The organism is Pseudonocardia sp. GCM10023141, assembly GCF_042653605.1.
Genome location: NZ_JBHSIR010000026.1, coordinates 19,928 through 38,120, shown reverse-complemented (window position 1 = coordinate 38,120; position 18,193 = coordinate 19,928). Strand labels below are relative to the sequence as shown.

General features: G+C 71.5%; 14 protein-coding genes. 7 read left to right on the top strand and 7 right to left on the bottom strand.

Annotated features, from left to right (window positions below; all coding sequences use genetic code 11):
- Window positions 1-19: 19 nt before the first annotated feature.
- Window positions 20-4,090: a trypsin-like peptidase domain-containing protein gene (locus ACFPFQ_RS14220; protein WP_379618749.1), complete on the bottom strand. Its 4,071-nt coding sequence runs from the start codon at window positions 4,088-4,090 to the stop codon at window positions 20-22.
- A gap of 182 nt (window positions 4,091-4,272) precedes the next feature.
- Here ACFPFQ_RS14220 and ACFPFQ_RS14215 point away from each other — a divergent pair, with 182 nt between their 5' ends.
- The 4 genes from ACFPFQ_RS14215 (at window position 4,273) to ACFPFQ_RS14200 (ending at window position 7,268) form a co-directional block, all read left to right on the top strand.
- Window positions 4,273-5,181: a DUF7537 family lipoprotein gene (locus tag ACFPFQ_RS14215; protein ID WP_379618747.1), complete on the top strand. Its 909-nt coding sequence runs from the start codon at window positions 4,273-4,275 to the stop codon at window positions 5,179-5,181.
- A gap of 89 nt (window positions 5,182-5,270) precedes the next feature.
- Entirely contained in the window at window positions 5,271-6,032 is a 762-nt protein-coding gene (locus ACFPFQ_RS14210) for a hypothetical protein (protein WP_379618745.1), read from the top strand.
- A gap of 4 nt (window positions 6,033-6,036) precedes the next feature.
- Window positions 6,037-6,414, top strand: a complete 378-nt coding sequence (gene arsC, locus ACFPFQ_RS14205; protein WP_379618743.1) for an arsenate reductase (glutaredoxin) — start codon at window positions 6,037-6,039, stop codon at window positions 6,412-6,414.
- Between the two features lie 53 nt (window positions 6,415-6,467).
- Entirely contained in the window at window positions 6,468-7,268 is an 801-nt protein-coding gene (locus ACFPFQ_RS14200; protein ID WP_379618741.1) for a hypothetical protein, read from the top strand.
- Between the two features lie 8 nt (window positions 7,269-7,276).
- Here ACFPFQ_RS14200 and ACFPFQ_RS14195 read toward each other — a convergent pair whose 3' ends face one another.
- The 3 genes from ACFPFQ_RS14195 to ACFPFQ_RS14185 all read right to left on the bottom strand — a co-directional run bounded on the left by ACFPFQ_RS14195 (window position 7,277) and on the right by ACFPFQ_RS14185 (window position 10,546).
- Window positions 7,277-8,185 (bottom strand): carbohydrate ABC transporter permease, encoded by a 909-nt coding sequence (locus ACFPFQ_RS14195; RefSeq protein WP_379618739.1) that lies wholly within the window; start codon window positions 8,183-8,185, stop codon window positions 7,277-7,279.
- Window positions 8,182-9,189, bottom strand: a complete 1,008-nt coding sequence (locus tag ACFPFQ_RS14190; RefSeq protein ID WP_379618737.1) for a carbohydrate ABC transporter permease — start codon at window positions 9,187-9,189, stop codon at window positions 8,182-8,184. The genes ACFPFQ_RS14195 and ACFPFQ_RS14190 overlap by 4 nt, the downstream gene beginning before the upstream one ends.
- A gap of 76 nt (window positions 9,190-9,265) precedes the next feature.
- Window positions 9,266-10,546, bottom strand: coding sequence for an ABC transporter substrate-binding protein (locus ACFPFQ_RS14185; RefSeq protein WP_379618735.1), 1,281 nt, complete (start codon window positions 10,544-10,546; stop codon window positions 9,266-9,268).
- 257 nt (window positions 10,547-10,803) lie between these two features.
- On the opposite strand from ACFPFQ_RS14185, the gene ACFPFQ_RS14180 reads away from it, so the two are divergent.
- The gene (locus ACFPFQ_RS14180; RefSeq protein ID WP_379618733.1) at window positions 10,804-11,907 is read left to right on the top strand and encodes a LacI family DNA-binding transcriptional regulator; all 1,104 of its coding nucleotides are present in this window, start codon (window positions 10,804-10,806) and stop codon (window positions 11,905-11,907) included.
- A 26-nt stretch (window positions 11,908-11,933) separates the two neighbouring features.
- Here the strand turns inward: ACFPFQ_RS14180 and ACFPFQ_RS14175 are convergent, their stop codons facing one another.
- A complete protein-coding gene (locus ACFPFQ_RS14175) occupies window positions 11,934-13,259 on the bottom strand; it encodes an ABC transporter substrate-binding protein (protein ID WP_379618731.1) in 1,326 nt (441 codons plus the stop codon).
- Window positions 13,260-13,474: 215 nt separating this feature from the next.
- Here ACFPFQ_RS14175 and ACFPFQ_RS14170 point away from each other — a divergent pair, with 215 nt between their 5' ends.
- The gene (locus ACFPFQ_RS14170; protein WP_379618729.1) at window positions 13,475-14,560 is read left to right on the top strand and encodes an ABC transporter ATP-binding protein; all 1,086 of its coding nucleotides are present in this window, start codon (window positions 13,475-13,477) and stop codon (window positions 14,558-14,560) included.
- 74 nt (window positions 14,561-14,634) lie between these two features.
- Here the strand turns inward: ACFPFQ_RS14170 and ACFPFQ_RS14165 are convergent, their stop codons facing one another.
- Entirely contained in the window at window positions 14,635-15,681 is a 1,047-nt protein-coding gene (locus ACFPFQ_RS14165) for a GNAT family N-acetyltransferase (RefSeq protein WP_379618727.1), read from the bottom strand.
- Window positions 15,682-15,780: 99 nt separating this feature from the next.
- Between ACFPFQ_RS14165 and ACFPFQ_RS14160 the strand changes: the two genes are divergently transcribed.
- A complete protein-coding gene (locus ACFPFQ_RS14160; RefSeq protein WP_379618725.1) occupies window positions 15,781-16,203 on the top strand; it encodes an organic hydroperoxide resistance protein in 423 nt (140 codons plus the stop codon).
- Between the two features lie 157 nt (window positions 16,204-16,360).
- Here the strand turns inward: ACFPFQ_RS14160 and ACFPFQ_RS14155 are convergent, their stop codons facing one another.
- The gene (locus tag ACFPFQ_RS14155) at window positions 16,361-18,193 is read right to left on the bottom strand and encodes a prolyl oligopeptidase family serine peptidase (protein ID WP_379618723.1); all 1,833 of its coding nucleotides are present in this window, start codon (window positions 18,191-18,193) and stop codon (window positions 16,361-16,363) included.

Here is an 18,193-nt window from a genome sequence, read left to right as displayed (position 1 = left end):
ATAACGTCGTTCTCGACGGTTATTCGGCGCAGGGCCGGTCGACGTCGGTGCCGGCGGGCAGGAGTGCCCGCTCGGCATCGGTCAGCGGGCGGTCGGAGAACGAGCAGAGCCGGTCGAACCACTGCTGCCCGGTGAGAGACATGCTGAAGGGCAGCGGCCCGACGCCGCCCAGGTTCAGCGATCGGCCGTCCGGGCTCACCGCGTTGAGGAAGTACTGCTGGGCGATCGCGACCTCCCCGCTCTTGCGCCCGGAAGCGACGTCCCAGAACTCCATTCCGGACGTTCCGTCCGTGCGTCTCGTCACGAGGCTGCCGTCGGCCGTGAAGCCGACGATCAACGTGGTCCCTGGCGCTGGGAAGGGCTGACCGACGACGGTCTGGCTGTCGACGTCCCAGATGTCGATGCTGCCGCCGACCGTGATCGAGGCGAGCCGGTCTCCCGTCGGGTCGAACGCGAAGGTGACGGGGAGCCGTTGCGGCGTCGCGGGGAGCGTGGTGATCCGGCGCCCGGCAGCGGTGTCCCAGAGCTCGATCGTGCTGTCCGGACCGAGCACCGCCACCTCGTCGGGATGGCCGGGCCGGAAGTCGATGATCGCCCGCGTGCGGTACCACTCCTGGGCGGTCGGGGTCGTGGCCAGGTGCAGCGGTTCGCGGATCGGCCGTCCCGTGGTGCGGTCCCAGGCCGTGACGACGCCGTTGGCGAAGGACGCGATCCGGTCCGGGAGGACCCGAGCAGCGGCCGCGGTCGCAGCCTGCGACTCGGGCAGGTCGTGCTGGTACCGACGATCGAGCGCGGGGACCGTGTACTCCGCGGTGGACCAGCCGGCCGGGCCGCGGGTCAGCACCGAGAGGGCATCGGTGACCCGGTCCTGCCGGATCGCTCCGCCACCCGCCGCGTCCGGTAGCTGCGCCGTCTCGCGGAACCCGGGGTCGAACATCCGGTACCCGCTGCCGATCGCACCCAGGAAGAACCGCTGGTCATCAGTGATCCAGAGCGGCCGCTTGCCCGCTGGGGGCGCCAGTTCCCCGCGCATCCGCAGGATCGACGAGCCACGCGCCAGCAGGAGGGTGATGCCGGCGTCGCCGCCGGGCAGCGCGAACAGGGTGGGCCCCCAGCCCGCCTTGTTCAGGGGAGCCTGGGCATCGGCCGGGACGATGACCTCGTACGGTCGGCCGTCGCTCAGCCGCGTGACGCGGGCGATGCCGTAGTCACTGTTGTCCCCCATCGGCCCGAGCTCGACGAGGTACTCGTGGTCCCTCGAGACGATGAGCGGCTTCGTGCCGGAACAGGCGCTGATCAGCGGGAAGCGCAGCGTCTCCGTGTCCTTGTCGATGTCTCGTACCACCGCGAGGGCGTTGGTTCCGTCGTTCTCGCAGGTGACGACGCTGTGCTGACCAGCGGCAACGCTGCCCGGTGGGAAGGTGTGCAGCACCGAACCGTCGGCCAGCGACAGGACGTCGAACGTGCCGTCCGGGTTCGCGGAGCTCCAACGCTGGACGACCAGCTTGTCGTCGGCGCCCGCCAAGTCCATGTTCGACAGCCCGGCGCCGGTGATGGGGGCGATCCGGTGCGGTACCACCGCACCCGTGTCGACGTCGCGGATCTCGACGGCGTGCACGTCCGGAGCGACCTGGCGCAGCCAGACGATCTTCGTCTGGTCATCGTTGAACGCAGCGGTCTGGGGTTCCGCGTCCTTGTCGACGACGAGCGGGAGTCGACGGGGACCGGAGCGGGTGACCGTGTCCCACGCCCAGGTCACCCCGTCCTTGTCGACCATGAGGATCCGGCGGCCGTCCGAGCTCAGGCTCCCGACGATGAAGTTGGCAGGCACATCGGGCACGGACCAGCGATCGACGGTGCCCATCGGGAGCCCGCTGAGCACGACGAGCCCCGCCCCGTCGATGAGCATGATCCGGAATCCGTCCGCGGAGGACGCGAACGCCAGTATCTGCGAGCTCGTGACGGCCGGGTAGATCGCTGCCACCGACCTCGTCGCGAGGTACTGCTTCACCAGCGCGGTGCGGGCCGCGGCGTTGGCCGGGTTCAGCTTCCACGCCGTGAGCGCCAGCTGCGTCGCCGTGACCGGGTCGGTGCCGGCCCGGGCGAGCGCGTCCTGCGCCACGATCTCGGAGTTGGCGCGGCGCAGCTGGTCGCTGATCTGGTTGCGGCTGCTGATCGTGACGGCCGCGAGCGTGGCCGCGGCGAGACCCAGCACCGCCAGTACCGCCGTGATGATCCGCCAGCGCCGCACGTCCCGGCGCTGGCGCGACCGGCTCTGCCGCACGTACTCCAGCCCGGGTGTCGAGACGTCCGCCGAGCGCTGCGGCAGCCACTCCTGCGCTGCGTCGAGCGCCGTGCCCCGCAGCAGCGAGCCGTCGTCGCGGCCGCCGACCTCCCAGCGCTTCCGTTGCTGGTCGAGCTGATCGCGCCAGGAGAGGAAGTCGCGGTCCTCGGCGAGCCAGTCCTGCAGCCGTGGCCAGTGCGCGATGAGCGCCTGATGGGCCAGCTGGACGTGATCGATGCCGTTCGGGCTGCGCTCGACGACCATCAGTCGCCCGGCAGCGAGCGCCCGTACGAGCGGGAGCAGGTCGGCAGGCAGCTCGTGCAGCGGCATCGCCCTGCGGACGAACCGGCCGTCGCGGTCGGGGCCGGCGAGTGAGGTGAAGAGCCTGCGCAGGCGCGGCTCGTCGGCCGGGTCGGTGTAGCGGGCCACGACGTTCTCGGCGTGCGTGGCCACCACCCCGGCGACGCCGCCCGCCTGAGCGTAGGCCGCGAGCGTCAGGTAGCCGCCGTCGCGGCGCTCCCACAGCTCGGTGAGCAGCGACTCCACCAGCGGGAGCTGGCCAGGCTCGGCAGCGGCGTCGTCGAGGATGCGGTCGACGAGACCCGGTTCGAACGAGAGCCCGGGTGCGCGCTCCGCGGGCGCGACGATGGCGTCGCGCAGCTGGTTGCGATCCATCGGCGGCAGCAGCACGGTGCCGGCCCCGAGCAGCCCGGCCAGGTCGCGGGCGTTGACGTCGTCGAGCGTCGCGGACCGCAGGGTGAGTACCACGCGCAGCGACGCTCCGGCACCGGCGGGTGGGGCGGCGTTGACCAGTTCGCCGAGCACTCGCAGGAGCTCCTGGGCGCGCTCGGGTTCGGCGGCGGCGAGCTCCTCGAACTGGTCCAGCACCAGCACCGTGCGTGCCCGTGCGGCGTCGGCGGCCAGCTTCTCGATGTCGTCGCCGACGGCGCCGCCGGGCACTGCCGCCGCGACGGTGGCCAGTGCCGGTTCGCCGCGAACCGGTCGCAGCTCGGTGACCGTGTTGCCCGCGGCCCGCAGCAACGGCAGCAGCCCGGCGCGCACCAGCGACGACTTGCCCGCTCCCGACGGTCCGGCGACGGCCACGAGCGGACGGCGGGCGACGGCGTCGACGAGGTGGGCGATGTCGGCGTCGCGGCCGAAGAAGTAGGGCGCGTGCTCCTCGTCGAACGGCTCGAGCCCGCGGTAGGGGCAGGGCAGCAGTTCCGGGTCGACGCCGAGCACCTGGTCGATGGGGATCAGGTAGGCGGTGGTCGTGGCGCCGCTCGCGTCGGTGGCCACGGCCATCCCGACCACGGCGCCGGTCTCGTCGTCCCACACCGGTGACCCGCTGAAGCCCTCGACGATCGGTTGGTCGCCGACGGCGCCCTGCAGCTGGAACCAGCGGGTGCCCTGCTCGCCGCGGATCCGCCCGGTGGCCCAGACGCCGTCGGCGAACCCGGCGGGGAAGCCGAGGAGGCGGAACGGGTGGTCCCACAGCCGTTCGACGCGACGCAGGGGCGGCATCCGGGCCCCGGCGGGGACCGTGCCGTGCAGCCGCAGCACCGCGATGTCCCCGGATCCGTCGTCGCCGATCGGCTCCCACCGGTCGACGACCGCGGTGATCGTCGCCGGCCGTCCGGCGGGCTCCACGAACAGCGGGAAGTCCAGCCGGAGCTCGCCCGTCGGGGCTGCGGCGGCGTAGGGATCCGTGCCCAGTGCGGCGGCGACCACGTGCGCACACGTGGCGATCCGGTCGGGGCCGACGAGGAACCCCGCCCCCACGGCCTCGTTCCCCCGGTCGAGCACCCTGACGACGACCCGAGTGGTCAGCGATGGATCCAGTTCCGGCACTGCCCGCCCCCCGACGATGATCGCGCCGAGACTGCCATGGCCACGCCACCTCGTTGACTGTGATCTACGTCATATCGCACAACCGATCGGCCGCTGCGCGGGTCTCACGGGTAGGGGTCGATGGAGGGTGGGAGACGATGGTGCTGATCACGTTGCCGGAGGCGGCACGGGGAGCGCGGACGCTCGCGGGTGTCACGCTGGCCGCCGCGTTGCTGCTGGCCGGCTGCGGGGGTGGCAGTCCGGGTGCCGGTCCGGTCGCGGACGCGATCGCGGGCAAGGCGCCGGCCGCGGTGGCCAAGAACGCGCGCGACGTCACCCGTGCGGCGGGGTCGTCGAAGATGGAGGGCGACTTCTCGTTCACCATGTCCGGCGCCGGCTTCAACGACAGCTTCGACGGGCACATGACCGGTGTCTACGACTTCGCCGCGCAGATCGGGGAGTTCGACGGCACGACCGCCGGTGGGACCGTCCCGGCGATGACCATGCACTCGATCGTCGCGCGCAACGTGGTCTACGAGCGGTTCCCCGGCGCGGATCGCTGGGCCAGGACCGACTACTCGAAGCTGGTGAACACGCCCATCGGGCAGCAGGACCCGTCCCAGCAGCTCGACCTGCTCATCGGCATCTCCGACGACGTGCGGGAGCTGGGCACGGAGCAGCTGCGCGGCACATCCGTGCACCACTACGCCATCACCATCGACCCGAAGCGGCTGGTCGCGAACACCACCGTCGTCACGCCGGGCAGCCCGCTCGAGAGCGCCGCGAAGTCGGTGACCCCGATCCCGGGCGACGTCTACGTCGACGAGCAGGGCCGGGTCCGCAGGCTCGTCGTGACGATCGAGGTGCTCGGACGCAACGCCGACCTGGCGTCGATGGGCCTGGGTGATCAGTCCCAGAACGAACAGCTCAAGCAGATGCTCGCCGATCGCCGCAGTGCCATGCACTGGGACATCCAGTACTTCGACTTCGGCACGGCCGTCTCCACCCGCGAGCCCGACGCGTCGAAGGTCGTCGACGGCCCGCTCCCGTTCAACCTGCCCAGGTAGTCATGTGAGCTGAGTCACACCCGTTCGTGGATCGTTCGTCTGTCCGCCCTCCCGGTGTGGGATGTGCCCGGGGGAGGGCGGAGATGGTGATGCGTGCACCGCGACGGTCGGCGGGCGTCGCGGGGTCCGTCCTCGCCGTCGCGCTGGTCATCGCGGCCGGTCAGTCCTCCGGGCCTCCGGCGCCGGGCCGGGCGACCAGCTGGATCGCCGGCAAGCCGGGGCCGATCGTGGTGCGCGACGCCGCCGACCTGACGCGGGCCGCGGGCTCGGCGCGGATCGAGGCCGGCTACCTCTTCGATGCCGACGGCGGGCCCACCACGAGCAGCCGGGTGACGGGGCGCTACGACTTCGGCGCCCAGGTCGGCGGGTTCACCTCGACGCCGGCCGGCGGGTACGCGATCGTCACGCACTCCGCGGTCTTCGTGATGGATCCCGGCGGGCAGCGCTGGATGCGGGCCGGGTTCTCGGCTGCGGAGCAGGATCCGTCGCAAGCGTTGGATCTGTTGCGGGCCGCGTCCGGCGGCACCCGCGAGGTCGGCACCGACCGGTTGCACGACACCGAGGTGCACCTGTTCGCCGTCACGGTCGATCCGCGGCGGCTGGCCGCCGTGGCGGGGCCGGTCGCGCAGGGCAGCGTCGTCGAGAGCGTGACGCGCGCGGGTGATCCCGTACCGGTGAACCTCTACGTCGACGAGCAGGGCCGGGTCCGGAGGCTGCAGGTATGGGTCCGGGTCGTCGACTCCGCGCGCGGGCCGGGCCTGGTCACGGTCACCGTCGACCTCTTCGACTTCGGGATCGACGTCCCGGTCCGGGTGCCCGCCCCGGATGCGGTCGGCCCGGTGCAACGATGAGCGCGTGACTACCGAGGACGCAACGCCGGGCGATGTGACGATCTGGCACAACCCGCGCTGCTCGAAGAGCCGGGGCGCGCTGGCGGAGCTGGGTGAGCTCGGGGTGCAGCCGCAGGTCGTGCGCTACCTCGACACCGCGCCCGGCCGCGCCGAGCTGGAGAACGTGCTGCGGATGCTGGGCACCACCGATCCGCGCGCGATCATGCGCACCGGGGAGGCGGTGTACCGCGAGCTCGGGCTCGCCGGCGCCGATCGGGAGGCGCTGCTCGACGCGCTCGTCGCGCACCCGGTGCTGATCGAGCGGCCCATCGTGATGGTTGGGGACCGCGCGGTCGTGGCCCGGCCCCCGGAGCGGGTCCGCGAGCTGCTCGAACCGCGATAGTCGACTCCTGCGGCCGCTGGCGCGCCACCCGCTCGGCCGAGGATGCTGGCCGGATGGACCTGCTGGCACTCGACGACGTCCGCCGCCGGCTGCGGATCGTCGGCCAGACCTACGACGGGCTGCGGTCCATCGAGGTCGTACGCATCGTCGGATCGCTGGACCGCAGCAGTGACTTCGACCGCGACTTCCGGCCGCGCCTGCGCCGTTCGCAACAGCGGCTCGCGAGCCTGCGCGAGGCGTTCCCGGAAGGCAAGATGCCGCCGATCGAGGCGTTCGAGGTGGGTGGCGCCTTCTTCGTGTCCGACGGCCACCATCGCGTCGCGCTCGCGCGCCAGGACGACGTCGACTTCATCGACGCCGACGTCACGGTGCTCGAGACCAACTACACGATCCCGCCCGACGTCGACGTCCGCCAGCTCGTGCACACCGAGCAACAGCGCAGGCTCCTGACCGAGAGCGGGCTCGCGGCCGCGCGGCCCGATGTGGTGATCGAGTTCTCGCGCACCGGCGGCTACCCGGAGCTGCTGGAGCTGATCAAGGCCCATGGCTACGACCTCGCCCGGCGCCGGGGGGCGCTGCCGGAACCCGCCGAGGTGGCCGCCGACTGGTACGACACCGTGTTCGCGCCCGGTGTGGCAGCGCTGCAGCGCGAGTCGCTGCCCGCGTCCTACAGCTACAAGACCGACGCCGACCTGTTCCTGTGGATCTACCAGCGCCGGCGTTCCCTGCAGGTGCTCAACCCGGCCGCCGACTTCGACGCCGCTGCCCGCGACGCGCACGGGCAGCGGGTGAGCCGACGGTTCCGGAAGGAGTTCCTGCGGGAGCGGAGCACTCCGCTCCCGCAGCGTGACTGAACCCCCGACTAGGACTTCACCCCACCGGCCGTCAGGCCGGCAACGATCCGTCGCTGGAACACCAGCACCATGATCAGCAGCGGGATGGTGAGGATCATCCCCGCCGCCATGATCGTGCCGGTGGGGATGTCCCGGCCGGTGGTGCCGGTGAAGAACGTGACCGCCACCGTTGCCGTGCGGAAGTCGGCCTTGTTCGTCATGGTCAGGGCGATGATGTACTCGTTCCACGCCGCCACGAACACGATGATGGCTGTGGTGAACACGCCCGGCGCCGCCAGCGGGATGATCACGCGCCGGAAGGCCTGCCCCTGCGTGCAGCCGTCGATCATGGCCGCTTCCTCGAGCTCGGCGGGCATCTGCCGGAAGAACGCCGTCAGGTTCCACACCGCCAGCGGCAATCCGAACGACAGTGCCGGGATGATCAGCGCCTGGTAGGTGTTGATCCAGCCGATGTCGGTGAAGAGCTTGAACAGCGGGATGACCATCGCGATGCCCGGGAACATCGACGTCGCGATGATGATGGCCAGCGAGATGTTCTTGCCGCGGAACTCCAGCCGGGCCAGCGCGTAGGCCGCGAAGGTGCCGATGAGGAGCGTGACGGCGGTGACCACGCCGGCCACGATCACGCTGTTGATCAGCGCGGTCGCGAAGCTGTTCTTCGGGTCGAACGCGTCCAGGAAGTTCTGGAACGAGAACGGTGCCGGGATCGGCGCGATGGAGAACGTGTCGGTCGGCCGGCGCAGGCTCGTGACGGCCATCCAGTAGAACGGCAGCAGGCAGTAGATGATGATCACTGCGATGCCGAGGTAGCCCGCGTACATGCCCCACGGCCGCTTGCGCGGCAGCACCGGGATGTCGCGCAGTGCCTGGATCGAATCGCTGGCGGCCGCCGTGCCGCCGATCGTCTCGCTGCTCACGGGGTGTCTCCCTTCGCGACCGTGGCCCGGCGCCGCCCGGCCGGCTTGGGGGCCTTGGACCGGTTGTCGCCGATGACGTCGGCGCCGAGCAGCTTCACGAACGCGTAGGCGACGACGACGATGTAGAAGAACAGGATCACGGCGAACGCGGCCGCAGGGCCGAACCGGACGTTCTGGTTCTCCAGGAACGCGAGGATCGACACCGTCTCGACGCTGGGCTTCTGGGCGCCGATCAGCACGAACGGCAGGTCGAACATCCGCAGGTTGTCGAGGATGCGGAACAGCACGGCCACCAGCAGTGCCGGCTTCACCAGCGGCAGCGTGATGGAGCGGAACTGGCGCAGCGCGTTGGCGCCGTCCAGCTTCGCCGCCTCGTAGACGTCACCGGGGATCACCTGCAGCCCGGCGAGCACGAGCAGGCCGATGAACGGGGCCGTCTTCCAGGTGTCGGCGATGATCACGGCCAGCTTCGCCTGCCAGCCGTCGGTCGACCACAGGATCTGGTTGCCGAGGAGGTTGTTGGCGATGCCGTTCGCGTCGAAGATCCAGCGCCACAGCAGCGCCGACACGACCGTGGGGATGGCCCACGGCACGAGGATGCTCGCCCGGATCAGGCCCTTGGCGCGGAACGCCTTGTTCATGATCAGGGCCATTGCGACACCGAGGATGACCTCGATGACGACGCAGATCACGGTGAAGAACGTGGTGTTGTAGAAGGCGTTCCAGAACCGGACGCCCGCGTCGCCGGAGAAGATCGCCCCGTAGTTGCCCAGCCCGACGAACTGGTCGCCTTCGACGACGAATCCGGAGTCGTCGACACCCTGGCTCTGGGTGAACAGCGACTGGTAGATCGCGGCGAGGATCGGGTAGCCGATGACGATGAGCAGGACTGCCATCGTCGGCGTCAGCAGTGTCGCGGCGAGCCGCCCCTGCCGACGCATGTCAGGGACGCGTTCTTCCTTCTTGGTTCTCGGCGCCTTCGGCGGCGCCGTGATCACTGCCATTCCGACCTCCATCGGCGAAGGAAAGGGGCGGCGGGCGAGTAGCGCCCGCCGCCCCCCTCGGCTGGAATCTCCTTCGTCAGCCGGCGCTGAGCGCCTCGAGCTTGGTCTGCAGCTGCTTCAACGCGTCCTCAGAGGACATCTGTCCGGTCAGGGCGGCATAGGCAGCGTCCTGGATGGCGAGGGTGGCGTCGCCGTAGCGCACGACCTTGGGCCGCGGGGACGCCGAGAGGATCGAGGCCTTCAGCGTCTTGAGGTAGGGGAACTTCGCCAGCAGCGCCGGGTCGTCGTACAGCGAGGTGTAGACGGGTGCCTGGGACGCGAGCTCCAGCTGCTTCTGGGCGTTCTCCTTGCTGGTGTAGTACTTGATGAAGTCCAGCGCGCTCTTCTTGTTCTTCGAGTACGTGGAGATGCCCATCGCGTGGCCACCGAGGCTCGAGACGCCCGGGCCGGCGAGGCCGGGGAGCGGGGCGACGTCGAACTTGCCCGCGATCTTGGAAGAGCCATCGGTCTTGGAGGCGAGCGCGTACATGTAGGGCCACTGCCGCTCGAAGATCAACCGGCCTTCCTGGAACGCCCGGCGCGATTCTTCCTCCTTGTACGTGATGGCCTCCTTGGGGATGTACCCCTCCTTGAAGCCGTTCGCGAGGAAGTCGAGGCCTGCCTTGGCCTCCGGGGTGTTGACGTTGGGCTTGCCGCTGTCGTCGGTGATCACGCCCTTGGCGCTGTTGACCGCCTCGGCGAAGTTGACCGTCAGGCCCTCGTACTTCTCGTACTGGCCTGCGTAGCAGTTGAGACCGGTGCCGGCAGGCGTCGCCTGGATCTTCTTGCAGTCATCGGTGAGCTCGGCCCACGTGGCGGGGGGCTTGGTGATGCCCGCGGCCTGCAGCAGGTCGGTGCGGTAGTAGAGCATCCCGCCGTCGGACGCGTTGGGGACGGCGTAGAGCTTGCCCTTGTACTCGGCGGAGCTGATCACGGGCGGCAGGAAGTCCTTGATCGGGAACTGGTCCTGCGGGAGCTCGACGACGTAGCGGTTGGCCGCGAACTCGGCCGTCCACACGTTGTCGACCACGAGCACGTCGTACGCGTCGGACTTCGCCTGAGCGTTCTGGATCATCTGGGTGCGCTGGGAGTCGGCGCTCTCGGGGAGCTCGATCAGCGTGACCTTGGCGTTGGGGTGGCCGCTGTTCCAGCCGTCGAGCACGCCCTGCACGAACCCGGAGACGTCCTTGCCCTGCACCAGGGTGATCGGGCCCTCGCCCTCCAGCGCGGGGGCCGCAGCGCCGCCGCCGCCCCCGGTGGCGGCACCGCCGCCACCCCCACCACACGCTGCCAGCAGGAGCGTCGTGGCAGCTGCCAAGGCTCCGACCGCTATCGGCCTGCGCCGCATGTGCGGCTCCCTTCGTCGACTTCCCGACCCGGCACCGCCGCGACGGTCGGGCGATGCAAACGTTGCGGCCCGCAGCGTGACACTGATTACACTCTTCCGGAAGAGGTCATCGGTTGGTTATGTATTCGTAACCTTGGCAGGGCTCCTACCTGCGGTCCGTCAGCTGATCGATAGATGTAAGCGTGTGCATCGCCAGCGTCCGTTCGAGTGAAATCGAGGTGAGACCGGTGGTGGATGAGGCCAGTCCACGGGCGGCGCGGCGATCCGGGCACCCGAGCATCGTCGATGTCGCCGAGGTCGCAGGCGTCTCGGCGGCCACCGTCTCGCGATCGTTGCGCGGCCACCACAACGTCACCGCCGCCACGCGTTCCCGCGTGCTCGAGGCGGCCCGCAAACTGGGTTACACGGTTTCGCCGCATGCCTCCGGCCTGGCATCGGGGCGCACGTCGACCGTCGGGATCGTCGTGCCGTTCGTCAACCGGTGGTTCTTCGCCAATGTGGTGGCGGCCGCCTACGCCGTGCTGCGCGAGGCGTCCTACGACGTGCTGCTCTACCACCTGCGCAGCGCCGCCGACCGCGAACGGTTCTTCGAGCAGATGCCGCTGGCGCGGCGGGTGGACGCCGTGCTGACGCTGGCGATGCCGCTGGGCGAGAACCACATGCTCGCCCTGCGGGCCCTGGACATCCCGCTCGTGGTGCTCGGCGATCGGGTGGGCGGCGCGTCCTCGGTGCGCATCGACGACGTCGACGTCGCCCGGGCGGCGGTGCACCACCTGCTCCACCAGGGCCACGAGCGGATCATGCTGGTCACGAGCCCGCACAACGACCACGATCTCGGTTCGGTGTCCTCCCGCAACCGCATCGACGGTTACCGGCAGGCGATGTCGGCCGCCGGGTTCACCCGCAACGAGCAGGTGGTCGCGGCGCTCGGTCCCGGGATCGAGGGCGGAGCGTCGACCATGGCGGCGGTGCTGGCGGAGCCGACCCTTCCGACGGCGATCATCGCCGAGTACGACGAGTTGGCGATCGGTGCCATCCGGACGCTGCGGCGCAGCAGCGTCGCGGTACCTGCCCGGATGTCGATGATCGGGGTCGACGACCACGAGATGGCGTCCGTCGTGGATCTCACGACCATCGCCCAGCCGGTGCAGGCGCAGGGCCGCACCGCCGCTCAGCTGCTGCTGGACACGATCGGCGGGCGGCTGCCCGCCCCCGTCGACGTCGTGCTGGAGACGCAGCTCGTCGTCCGGGGGAGCACGGGCCCACCCCACGCGCCCACCCCCCGGCCCCGCGAGTCGGGACGAACGGCCCCGCGAGTCGGGACGGATTGACCCGCGAGTCGGGACGAACGGCCCGGTCAGCTGCGGGGGCGGGAGGCCTCGACGGCGGCCAACGTCTCCGCTGTGCCGGTGCCGCCGATCCAGGCCGTGAGTGCGGCGGGCAGGCTCCCCGACCCGACCGCGGGCGGCATGAGGTCGGACCCGTCGTAGCGCAGCACGGTGCGGGGGTCCTGGAGCGTGTCGAGCGCGAGCCGGGCGAGCGCACCGGTGGCCGACGTGGGTCGGGAGCCGGTGTTGGGGGACGGCAGCGGGTCGGTCCGGGCCGCCGCGAACTCGGGGCTCGCCAGGTAGGCCTGGAAGGCGTTGACCTCGCGACGATCGGCGAACGCCACCGCGAAGCCGCCGCTCACGAGCGCGGTGGGCGCACCGCCCGCCTCCAGCGGCGGCAGCAGGAACGCGAAGACGTCGCCGTCGGGGGCCACGGTGGTGCCGGCCGGCCAGGTGGTCGCGTACGACGCGGCCTGGCGGTGCAGGAAGCACGACGTCGTGAGGATCGGCCGTCCGGCGGTGGCCACCGGTGTGGTGGCGATGCTCGCGGCACTGCCGATGCCGCCGTTGACGAACGTGGGGTTGCGCAGGATCGTCCCGACCCGGTCCAGCGCGGCCCGCACCGGCGGGGCGTCGGCCGGGATCTGGTGGGTGACCCACTGGTCGAACACGTCGGCGCCGCCCCCGCGCAGGACTGCGTCCTCGAGGAAGTCGGACAGGACCGCACCGGTGCGGGCGCCGTCGTACGCTCCGGCGCACCAGGGTGTGCCGCCGTCGGCGACGATCCGGGCGGAGAGCGTGAGCAGCTCGTCCCAGGTCTGCGGCACCCGGTAGCCGCGCTCGGTGAACAGCCTCGGCGAGTACCAGACCAGCGACTTCACGTCGGCGTCGAGCGGAACGCCGTACAGCGTGCCGTTCACCCCCGCTGCCGCGGTGACGGTCGGCGGGAAGGACTGCGCGATCGCGGCGGCCGCCGGTGACGAGGCCGGCCGGATCGTGCCGGTCTGCTGCACGAGCGAGGTCAGCGTGGCGTGGTCGGGGACGTACCCGATGTCGGGTGGGGTGTTGGGTGCGGTGAGCGCGCCGTGGCCCTCGTGCAGGATCCGCGCTCCCGTGCATGAGGCGAAGGCCTCGTAGCCGCTGATGTGCAGGTCATCGGCGCCGGCGGGTTCCCGGACCGTCACGGTGGTGCCGCGCAGATCGCCGTAGCGCACGTACGCGGCGCACGCCGGGGTCGGTGCCGGTGCCGGGCTCGGTGCGGCGCAGGCGACGCCCAGCAGGGCGGGCCCCAGCAGGACCGCCCACAGCGCGCCCGCGACGGCCCGGGCTCTGCGGGAGCGGGCGAGCGGCGGCATCGGCGTCCTCGGGGCGTGGCGATCCGGACGGACCGACCTTACGACGGCCTCCGTCCGGGACGCCGGATCTACGGCTCGCTGATGACGCTCCGTATCGACGCCGATACTCCTCGTGGTAGGGCTGTTCTCATCCCGTGGAACATGACACAGTGCGACGGCCCTCACACTCGGATCGTCCGGCACGTTCCTGCCGGTGGGATGGACGGAGTTCACGCATGGCTGGTGTCACCTATGACAACGCGAGTCGGATCTACCCGGGCTCCACGAAGCCCGCGGTCGACGCGCTGAACCTGGAGATCGCCGACGGGGAGTTCCTCGTTCTGGTCGGCCCCTCCGGATGTGGCAAGTCCACCTCGCTCCGCATGCTCGCGGGGCTCGAGGACATCGACAAGGGATCGATCTTCATCGGCGGCCGCGACGTCACGCGGGTCCCGCCGAAGGACCGTGACATCGCGATGGTCTTCCAGAACTACGCGCTCTACCCGCACATGACGGTCGCCGAGAACATGGGCTTCGCGCTCAAGATCGCCGGCCAGTCGAAGGACAAGATCCGCGAGCGGGTCGCGGAGGCCGCGAAGATCCTCGACCTCACCGACTACCTGGACCGGCGTCCGAAGGCCCTCTCCGGTGGCCAGCGCCAGCGCGTCGCGATGGGCCGCGCGATCGTCCGCCAGCCGCAGGTGTTCTGCATGGACGAGCCGCTGTCGAACCTCGACGCCAAGCTGCGCGTGTCCACCCGCACGCAGATCGCGTCGCTGCAGCGCCGCCTGGGCATCACCACGGTCTACGTCACCCACGACCAGGTCGAGGCCATGACGATGGGTGACCGCGTGGCGGTGCTCAAGGACGGCATCCTGCAGCAGGTCGACTCGCCGCGGTCCATGTACGACAAGCCGGCCAACGTCTTCGTGGCCGGGTTCATCGGCTCGCCCGCCATGAACCTGCTCCCGGTCGACGTCGACGGCGACGTGCTGCACTTCGGCGGCGCCGACGTGCGGGTGCCGCGTTCGGCCGTCGACCAGGTCGGGGCCACCCGCTCGGTCACCGTCGGGGTCCGCCCCGAGGACATGATCGTCGTGGACTCCGGCGCCGGCCTGGCCACGGAGGTGGAGGTCGTCGAGGAGCTCGGCGCCGACGCCTACGTCTACGGCAGCACCGAGATCGCCGGCGAGCGCCGGGCCATCATCGCGCGGGTCGGCGGCCGCACGCCCCCGATGAAGGGCGATGTGCTGCACCTGGCGCCCAGCGCCGAGCGGCTGCACCTGTTCGCGGGCGACAGCGGCGAGCGCATCGAGACGTAAGAACTCCGAGACCATGAACGGCCCTCTCGTCCACCTCGGGCGGACGAGAGGGCCGTTCGTCGTGCTGGGATCGGCTAGCCGACGAGCGTGGCCGTGCTCGTCGGGGCCCGCAGCTGCAGCATGTCGCCGAGCAGCTCGGCCGACGGGCGCAGGCCGGCGCGGCGCAGCAGCCGGGTGATGCCGACGTCCTCGGCGCGGGCCGTGCCGATGAGCTCGTCGGCGCCGTGTTCGGCGGCCATGTCGGCGAGCCTGCGCAGCAGCGCCGTGCCGAGCCCCCGTCCCTGCCAGGCGTCCTCCACCAGCACGGCGATGCCCGCACGGGCCGGTCCGGCCGGGTCGAGGTTGGCGAGTCCGACGGCGCTGCCCCCGTCGACCGTGACGGCCAGCACCGTGCGGCCGTGATCGCTGCCCAGCAGCGCGCGGAGCTGCTCCTCCGGCAGGTGCGGGGTGGGGCTGAGGAACCGCGACCGGCGCGCCTCCGGTGAGCAGCGAGCGTGCAGCGCCGCCACGAGCGGGCCGTCGGACGGTTCGACGTCGCGCAGGCGCACCTGGGAGCCGTCGCGCAGCAGGAGCACGGTGTCGCTGTCGCTGGGCCGGGCGGGCGCGCGCATCTCGAGCTGGGCGGCCAGCTCGATCAGCGCGGCCGCGCGCGAGAGCTCGGTGGCGGTGAAGGGCCAGGCCCGGAACAGCCGCAGGCGCTGGCTCCCGACCCGCAGCGTGTGCGTGTGGCCGGGCGGGTCGGTCGCGTCGGGGTCGACGAGGCGCGCGCGCAGCATGGTGGCGACGGCGCGCGGCGCGCTCGCCGGGTCGGCAGCGACCATCCGGGCCAGCGCGAGCGCCGTGGTGGCGGCGTCCGACAGCTCGGTGGCGTCGGCGCGCACCAGGAGCGTGCAGGGGATCCCGGCGAGCCGGACGGCCTCGATGAGCGCGGCGGGGTCGGCGGTCGGAGGCACCTTGACCAGCAGCTCGTCGGTGACGGCCCCATCACCTGCCGGCTCGCCCACCACGTGCAGCGATACGATGTTGCAGCCGCAGGAGCCGATCGCCATCGCCAACTCGCCCAGTCGGCCCGGCCGGTCCTCGAGCTCCACGTGCATGCGCCACAGTGCCACGGGCTCCATGGTCGCCACCGTGTGTTTCCACACTGCTACCGGGCCGTGACAGCGAGGGGTCCAAGAGCATATGTTGTGCACAACATAAATCGATCGAGGGGGACTCCCATGGCGAACGCGATCTACACGGCAGCGGCGACGTCGGCGGGCGACGGCCGCAACGGCCACGTCCGGTCGTCCGACGGGATCATCGACCAGGACGTGAAGATGCCGCCCGCGCTGGGCGGCCCCGGCGGCGCCACCAACCCCGAGCAGCTCTTCGCGGCGGCCTACGCCACGTGCTTCCACAGCGCGCTGCGCCAGGTCGCCAAGGGCAAGAAGGTGGCCGTTCCCGAGGGCACCACCGTCGACGCCGCGGTGGGCATCGGCAGCGACGACAGCGGCTTCAGCGTCAGCGCCGTGATCACCGCCCACCTGCCGGGCCTGGACCAGGAGACCGCCGACCAGCTGGTCGAGGGCGCCCACCAGGTCTGCCCGTACTCGAAGGCCACCCGCGGCAACATCGTGGTGGACCTGAAGGCGACGGTCTGAGCCGCCGCCACCCCATTCCTCGTGCCGGTGGTCGAGCGCGCACTGGCTCATGATCCAACCGGAACCTGTGGGCGTTGATCACTCGCGCGGCCCGGCAGGCTCTCGCGTTGCAGGAAGGCCACCTTCCTGCAACGGGGACAGCGCGGTGCCATCCGGGCTACCCCACGGCCCGCCGCGCGAAGTCGATCTCCGTGGCGATGTGGCGCAGCGTCTCCTCCACCACCAGGCTGCCGTGTCCCGCGTCGAACCGGCTCACCTCGTAGGCCACGTCGCCGCGCGCCGCGAGCGCGTCGAGGTAGTTGTCCACCTGCTGGATCGGGCAGCGCGGGTCGTTCTCCCCGGCCAGCACCAGCACCGGTGCCCGGACGTCGCTGACATAGGTCAACGGCGACGCGGTCCGGTAGGCATCGGGCACCTCCGCCGGTGAGCCGCCGAACAGTGCGCGGTCGAACGCGCGCAGTTGCTCCATCTCGTCGGCGTAGGCGGTGAGGTAGTCGGCCACCGGCACCCCGGCCAGCCCCGCGGCCCAGCGCTGCGGCTGCGTGCCGACGGCCAGCAGCGCGAGGTAACCGCCCCACGACCAGCCCTCGACGACGCAGCGGTCCGGGTCGGCGATGCCGGCCGCGATGCAGTGGTCGAGCACCGCGGCGACGTCGGCCAGCTCCGTGGTGCCGGGCTTGCCCTCGATCGCGTCGCGCCAGGTGGAGCCGTAGCCGGTGGAGCCGCGGTAGTTCACCTCGACGACGACGAACCCGGCCTCCACCCAGGCCGCGCGCACCGCGCTGAAGCGGTCCTCGTCGGCGTGGTGCGGGCCGCCGTGCAGGCTGAAGACGGTGGGAGCGGCCCCGGTGACGTCGGCCGGGCGGGCCACCAGCGCGTGGACGCGCCCGCCGGGCCCTTCCACCCACAGGTCCTCGACGGCGACGGAGCCCGGGGCCCGGTCGCCGGGCGGGGTGAGCAACACGCGGTCGGTGCCGTCGGGGTGCAGCGCCCGGACGGTTGCGGGCTCGGCCGCCGACGAGCAGGTGTACTCGACGGTGCCGTCGGGGCGCACGTCCGCGGAGCCGACGCAGCCCGGCGCGACCGGCAGCTCGGTGAGCACGCCGGTGGCGAGGTCGTAGGAGTGGAGCCTGGTCCGGGCGGCGTGGGTGTGCCAGACCAGCAGGAAGCTGGCGTCGGGGGAGAAGTCGGCCGCGATCTCGCCGGGCAGGTCCAGCAGGAGCTCGGTCTCGGTGTCGGCCAGCACGTCCCACAGCAGCAGTTCCTCGCGGCCGCGGCGCTCGTGCACGAGCAGCAGCCGCCCGTCGCCGGCAACCGGGGCGAAGGCGATGGGGGACAGGCCCTTCCCGGGCCCGTCGGACTTCTCCGCGACGGTGCTCCCGTCGGCGACGAGCACGACCCGCACCGCCGGGTGGCGGGAGTCGCCGTGCTCCGAGTGGCTGATGGCCAGCAGCGTCTCGTCCTCGGACAGGCCGCCGACACCGCCGTCCTCGGCATGGGCGTAGATCACCGCAGCGTCCTCGGTGCCGCGCTGCACCCAGATCCTCGTGCCGGCGTCGGTGGACGTGCCTGCCACCGTCAGCGTGCGGCCGATGTCGAGCCCGGCGGGGTACCCGTCCTCGACCCCGGGGACCGCAGGTGCGGCCGCGTCACCGGCGGGGAGGCCGCCGAAGGGCTCGGTCACCCAGTGGCCGAACTCGTCGCCGTCGGTGTCGGCGAACCACCAGATCGTCTCGCCGTCCGGCGGCAGCGTGACGGAGTGGGTGCCGCTCTTGCGCTCGGTGACCTGGCGGTGGGTGTCGGTGGCCCGGTCCCACGCGTACACCTCGGTGGTGCCGCTGGCGTTGGACGTGTAGACCGACCGGTCGGGGGCGTCGCGGGCCCATCCGGGTCGGGACATGCGGGTGGCGGTGAAGCGGGCCCGCCAGCGCTGCTCGCGCTCGTCGTCGAAGAGGCGCTCGGGTACCGGGGCGACTGGGTGCGAGGTCAC

What these genes read in the sequence shown, in the direction of transcription:
- ACFPFQ_RS14160 (WP_379618725.1), top strand. Translation starts at nt 15,781, where the DNA reads ATGGCGAACGCGATCTACACGGCAGCGGCGACGTCGGCGGGCGACGGC.
- ACFPFQ_RS14210 (WP_379618745.1), top strand. Translation starts at nt 5,271, where the DNA reads ATGCGTGCACCGCGACGGTCGGCGGGCGTCGCGGGGTCCGTCCTCGCC.
- ACFPFQ_RS14200 (WP_379618741.1), top strand. Translation starts at nt 6,468, where the DNA reads ATGGACCTGCTGGCACTCGACGACGTCCGCCGCCGGCTGCGGATCGTC.
- ACFPFQ_RS14215 (WP_379618747.1), top strand. Translation starts at nt 4,273, where the DNA reads ATGGTGCTGATCACGTTGCCGGAGGCGGCACGGGGAGCGCGGACGCTC.
- ACFPFQ_RS14175 (WP_379618731.1), bottom strand. Translation starts at nt 13,259, where the DNA reads ATGCCGCCGCTCGCCCGCTCCCGCAGAGCCCGGGCCGTCGCGGGCGCG.
- ACFPFQ_RS14165 (WP_379618727.1), bottom strand. Translation starts at nt 15,681, where the DNA reads ATGGAGCCCGTGGCACTGTGGCGCATGCACGTGGAGCTCGAGGACCGG.
- ACFPFQ_RS14170 (WP_379618729.1), top strand. Translation starts at nt 13,475, where the DNA reads ATGGCTGGTGTCACCTATGACAACGCGAGTCGGATCTACCCGGGCTCC.
- ACFPFQ_RS14190 (WP_379618737.1), bottom strand. Translation starts at nt 9,189, where the DNA reads ATGGCAGTGATCACGGCGCCGCCGAAGGCGCCGAGAACCAAGAAGGAA.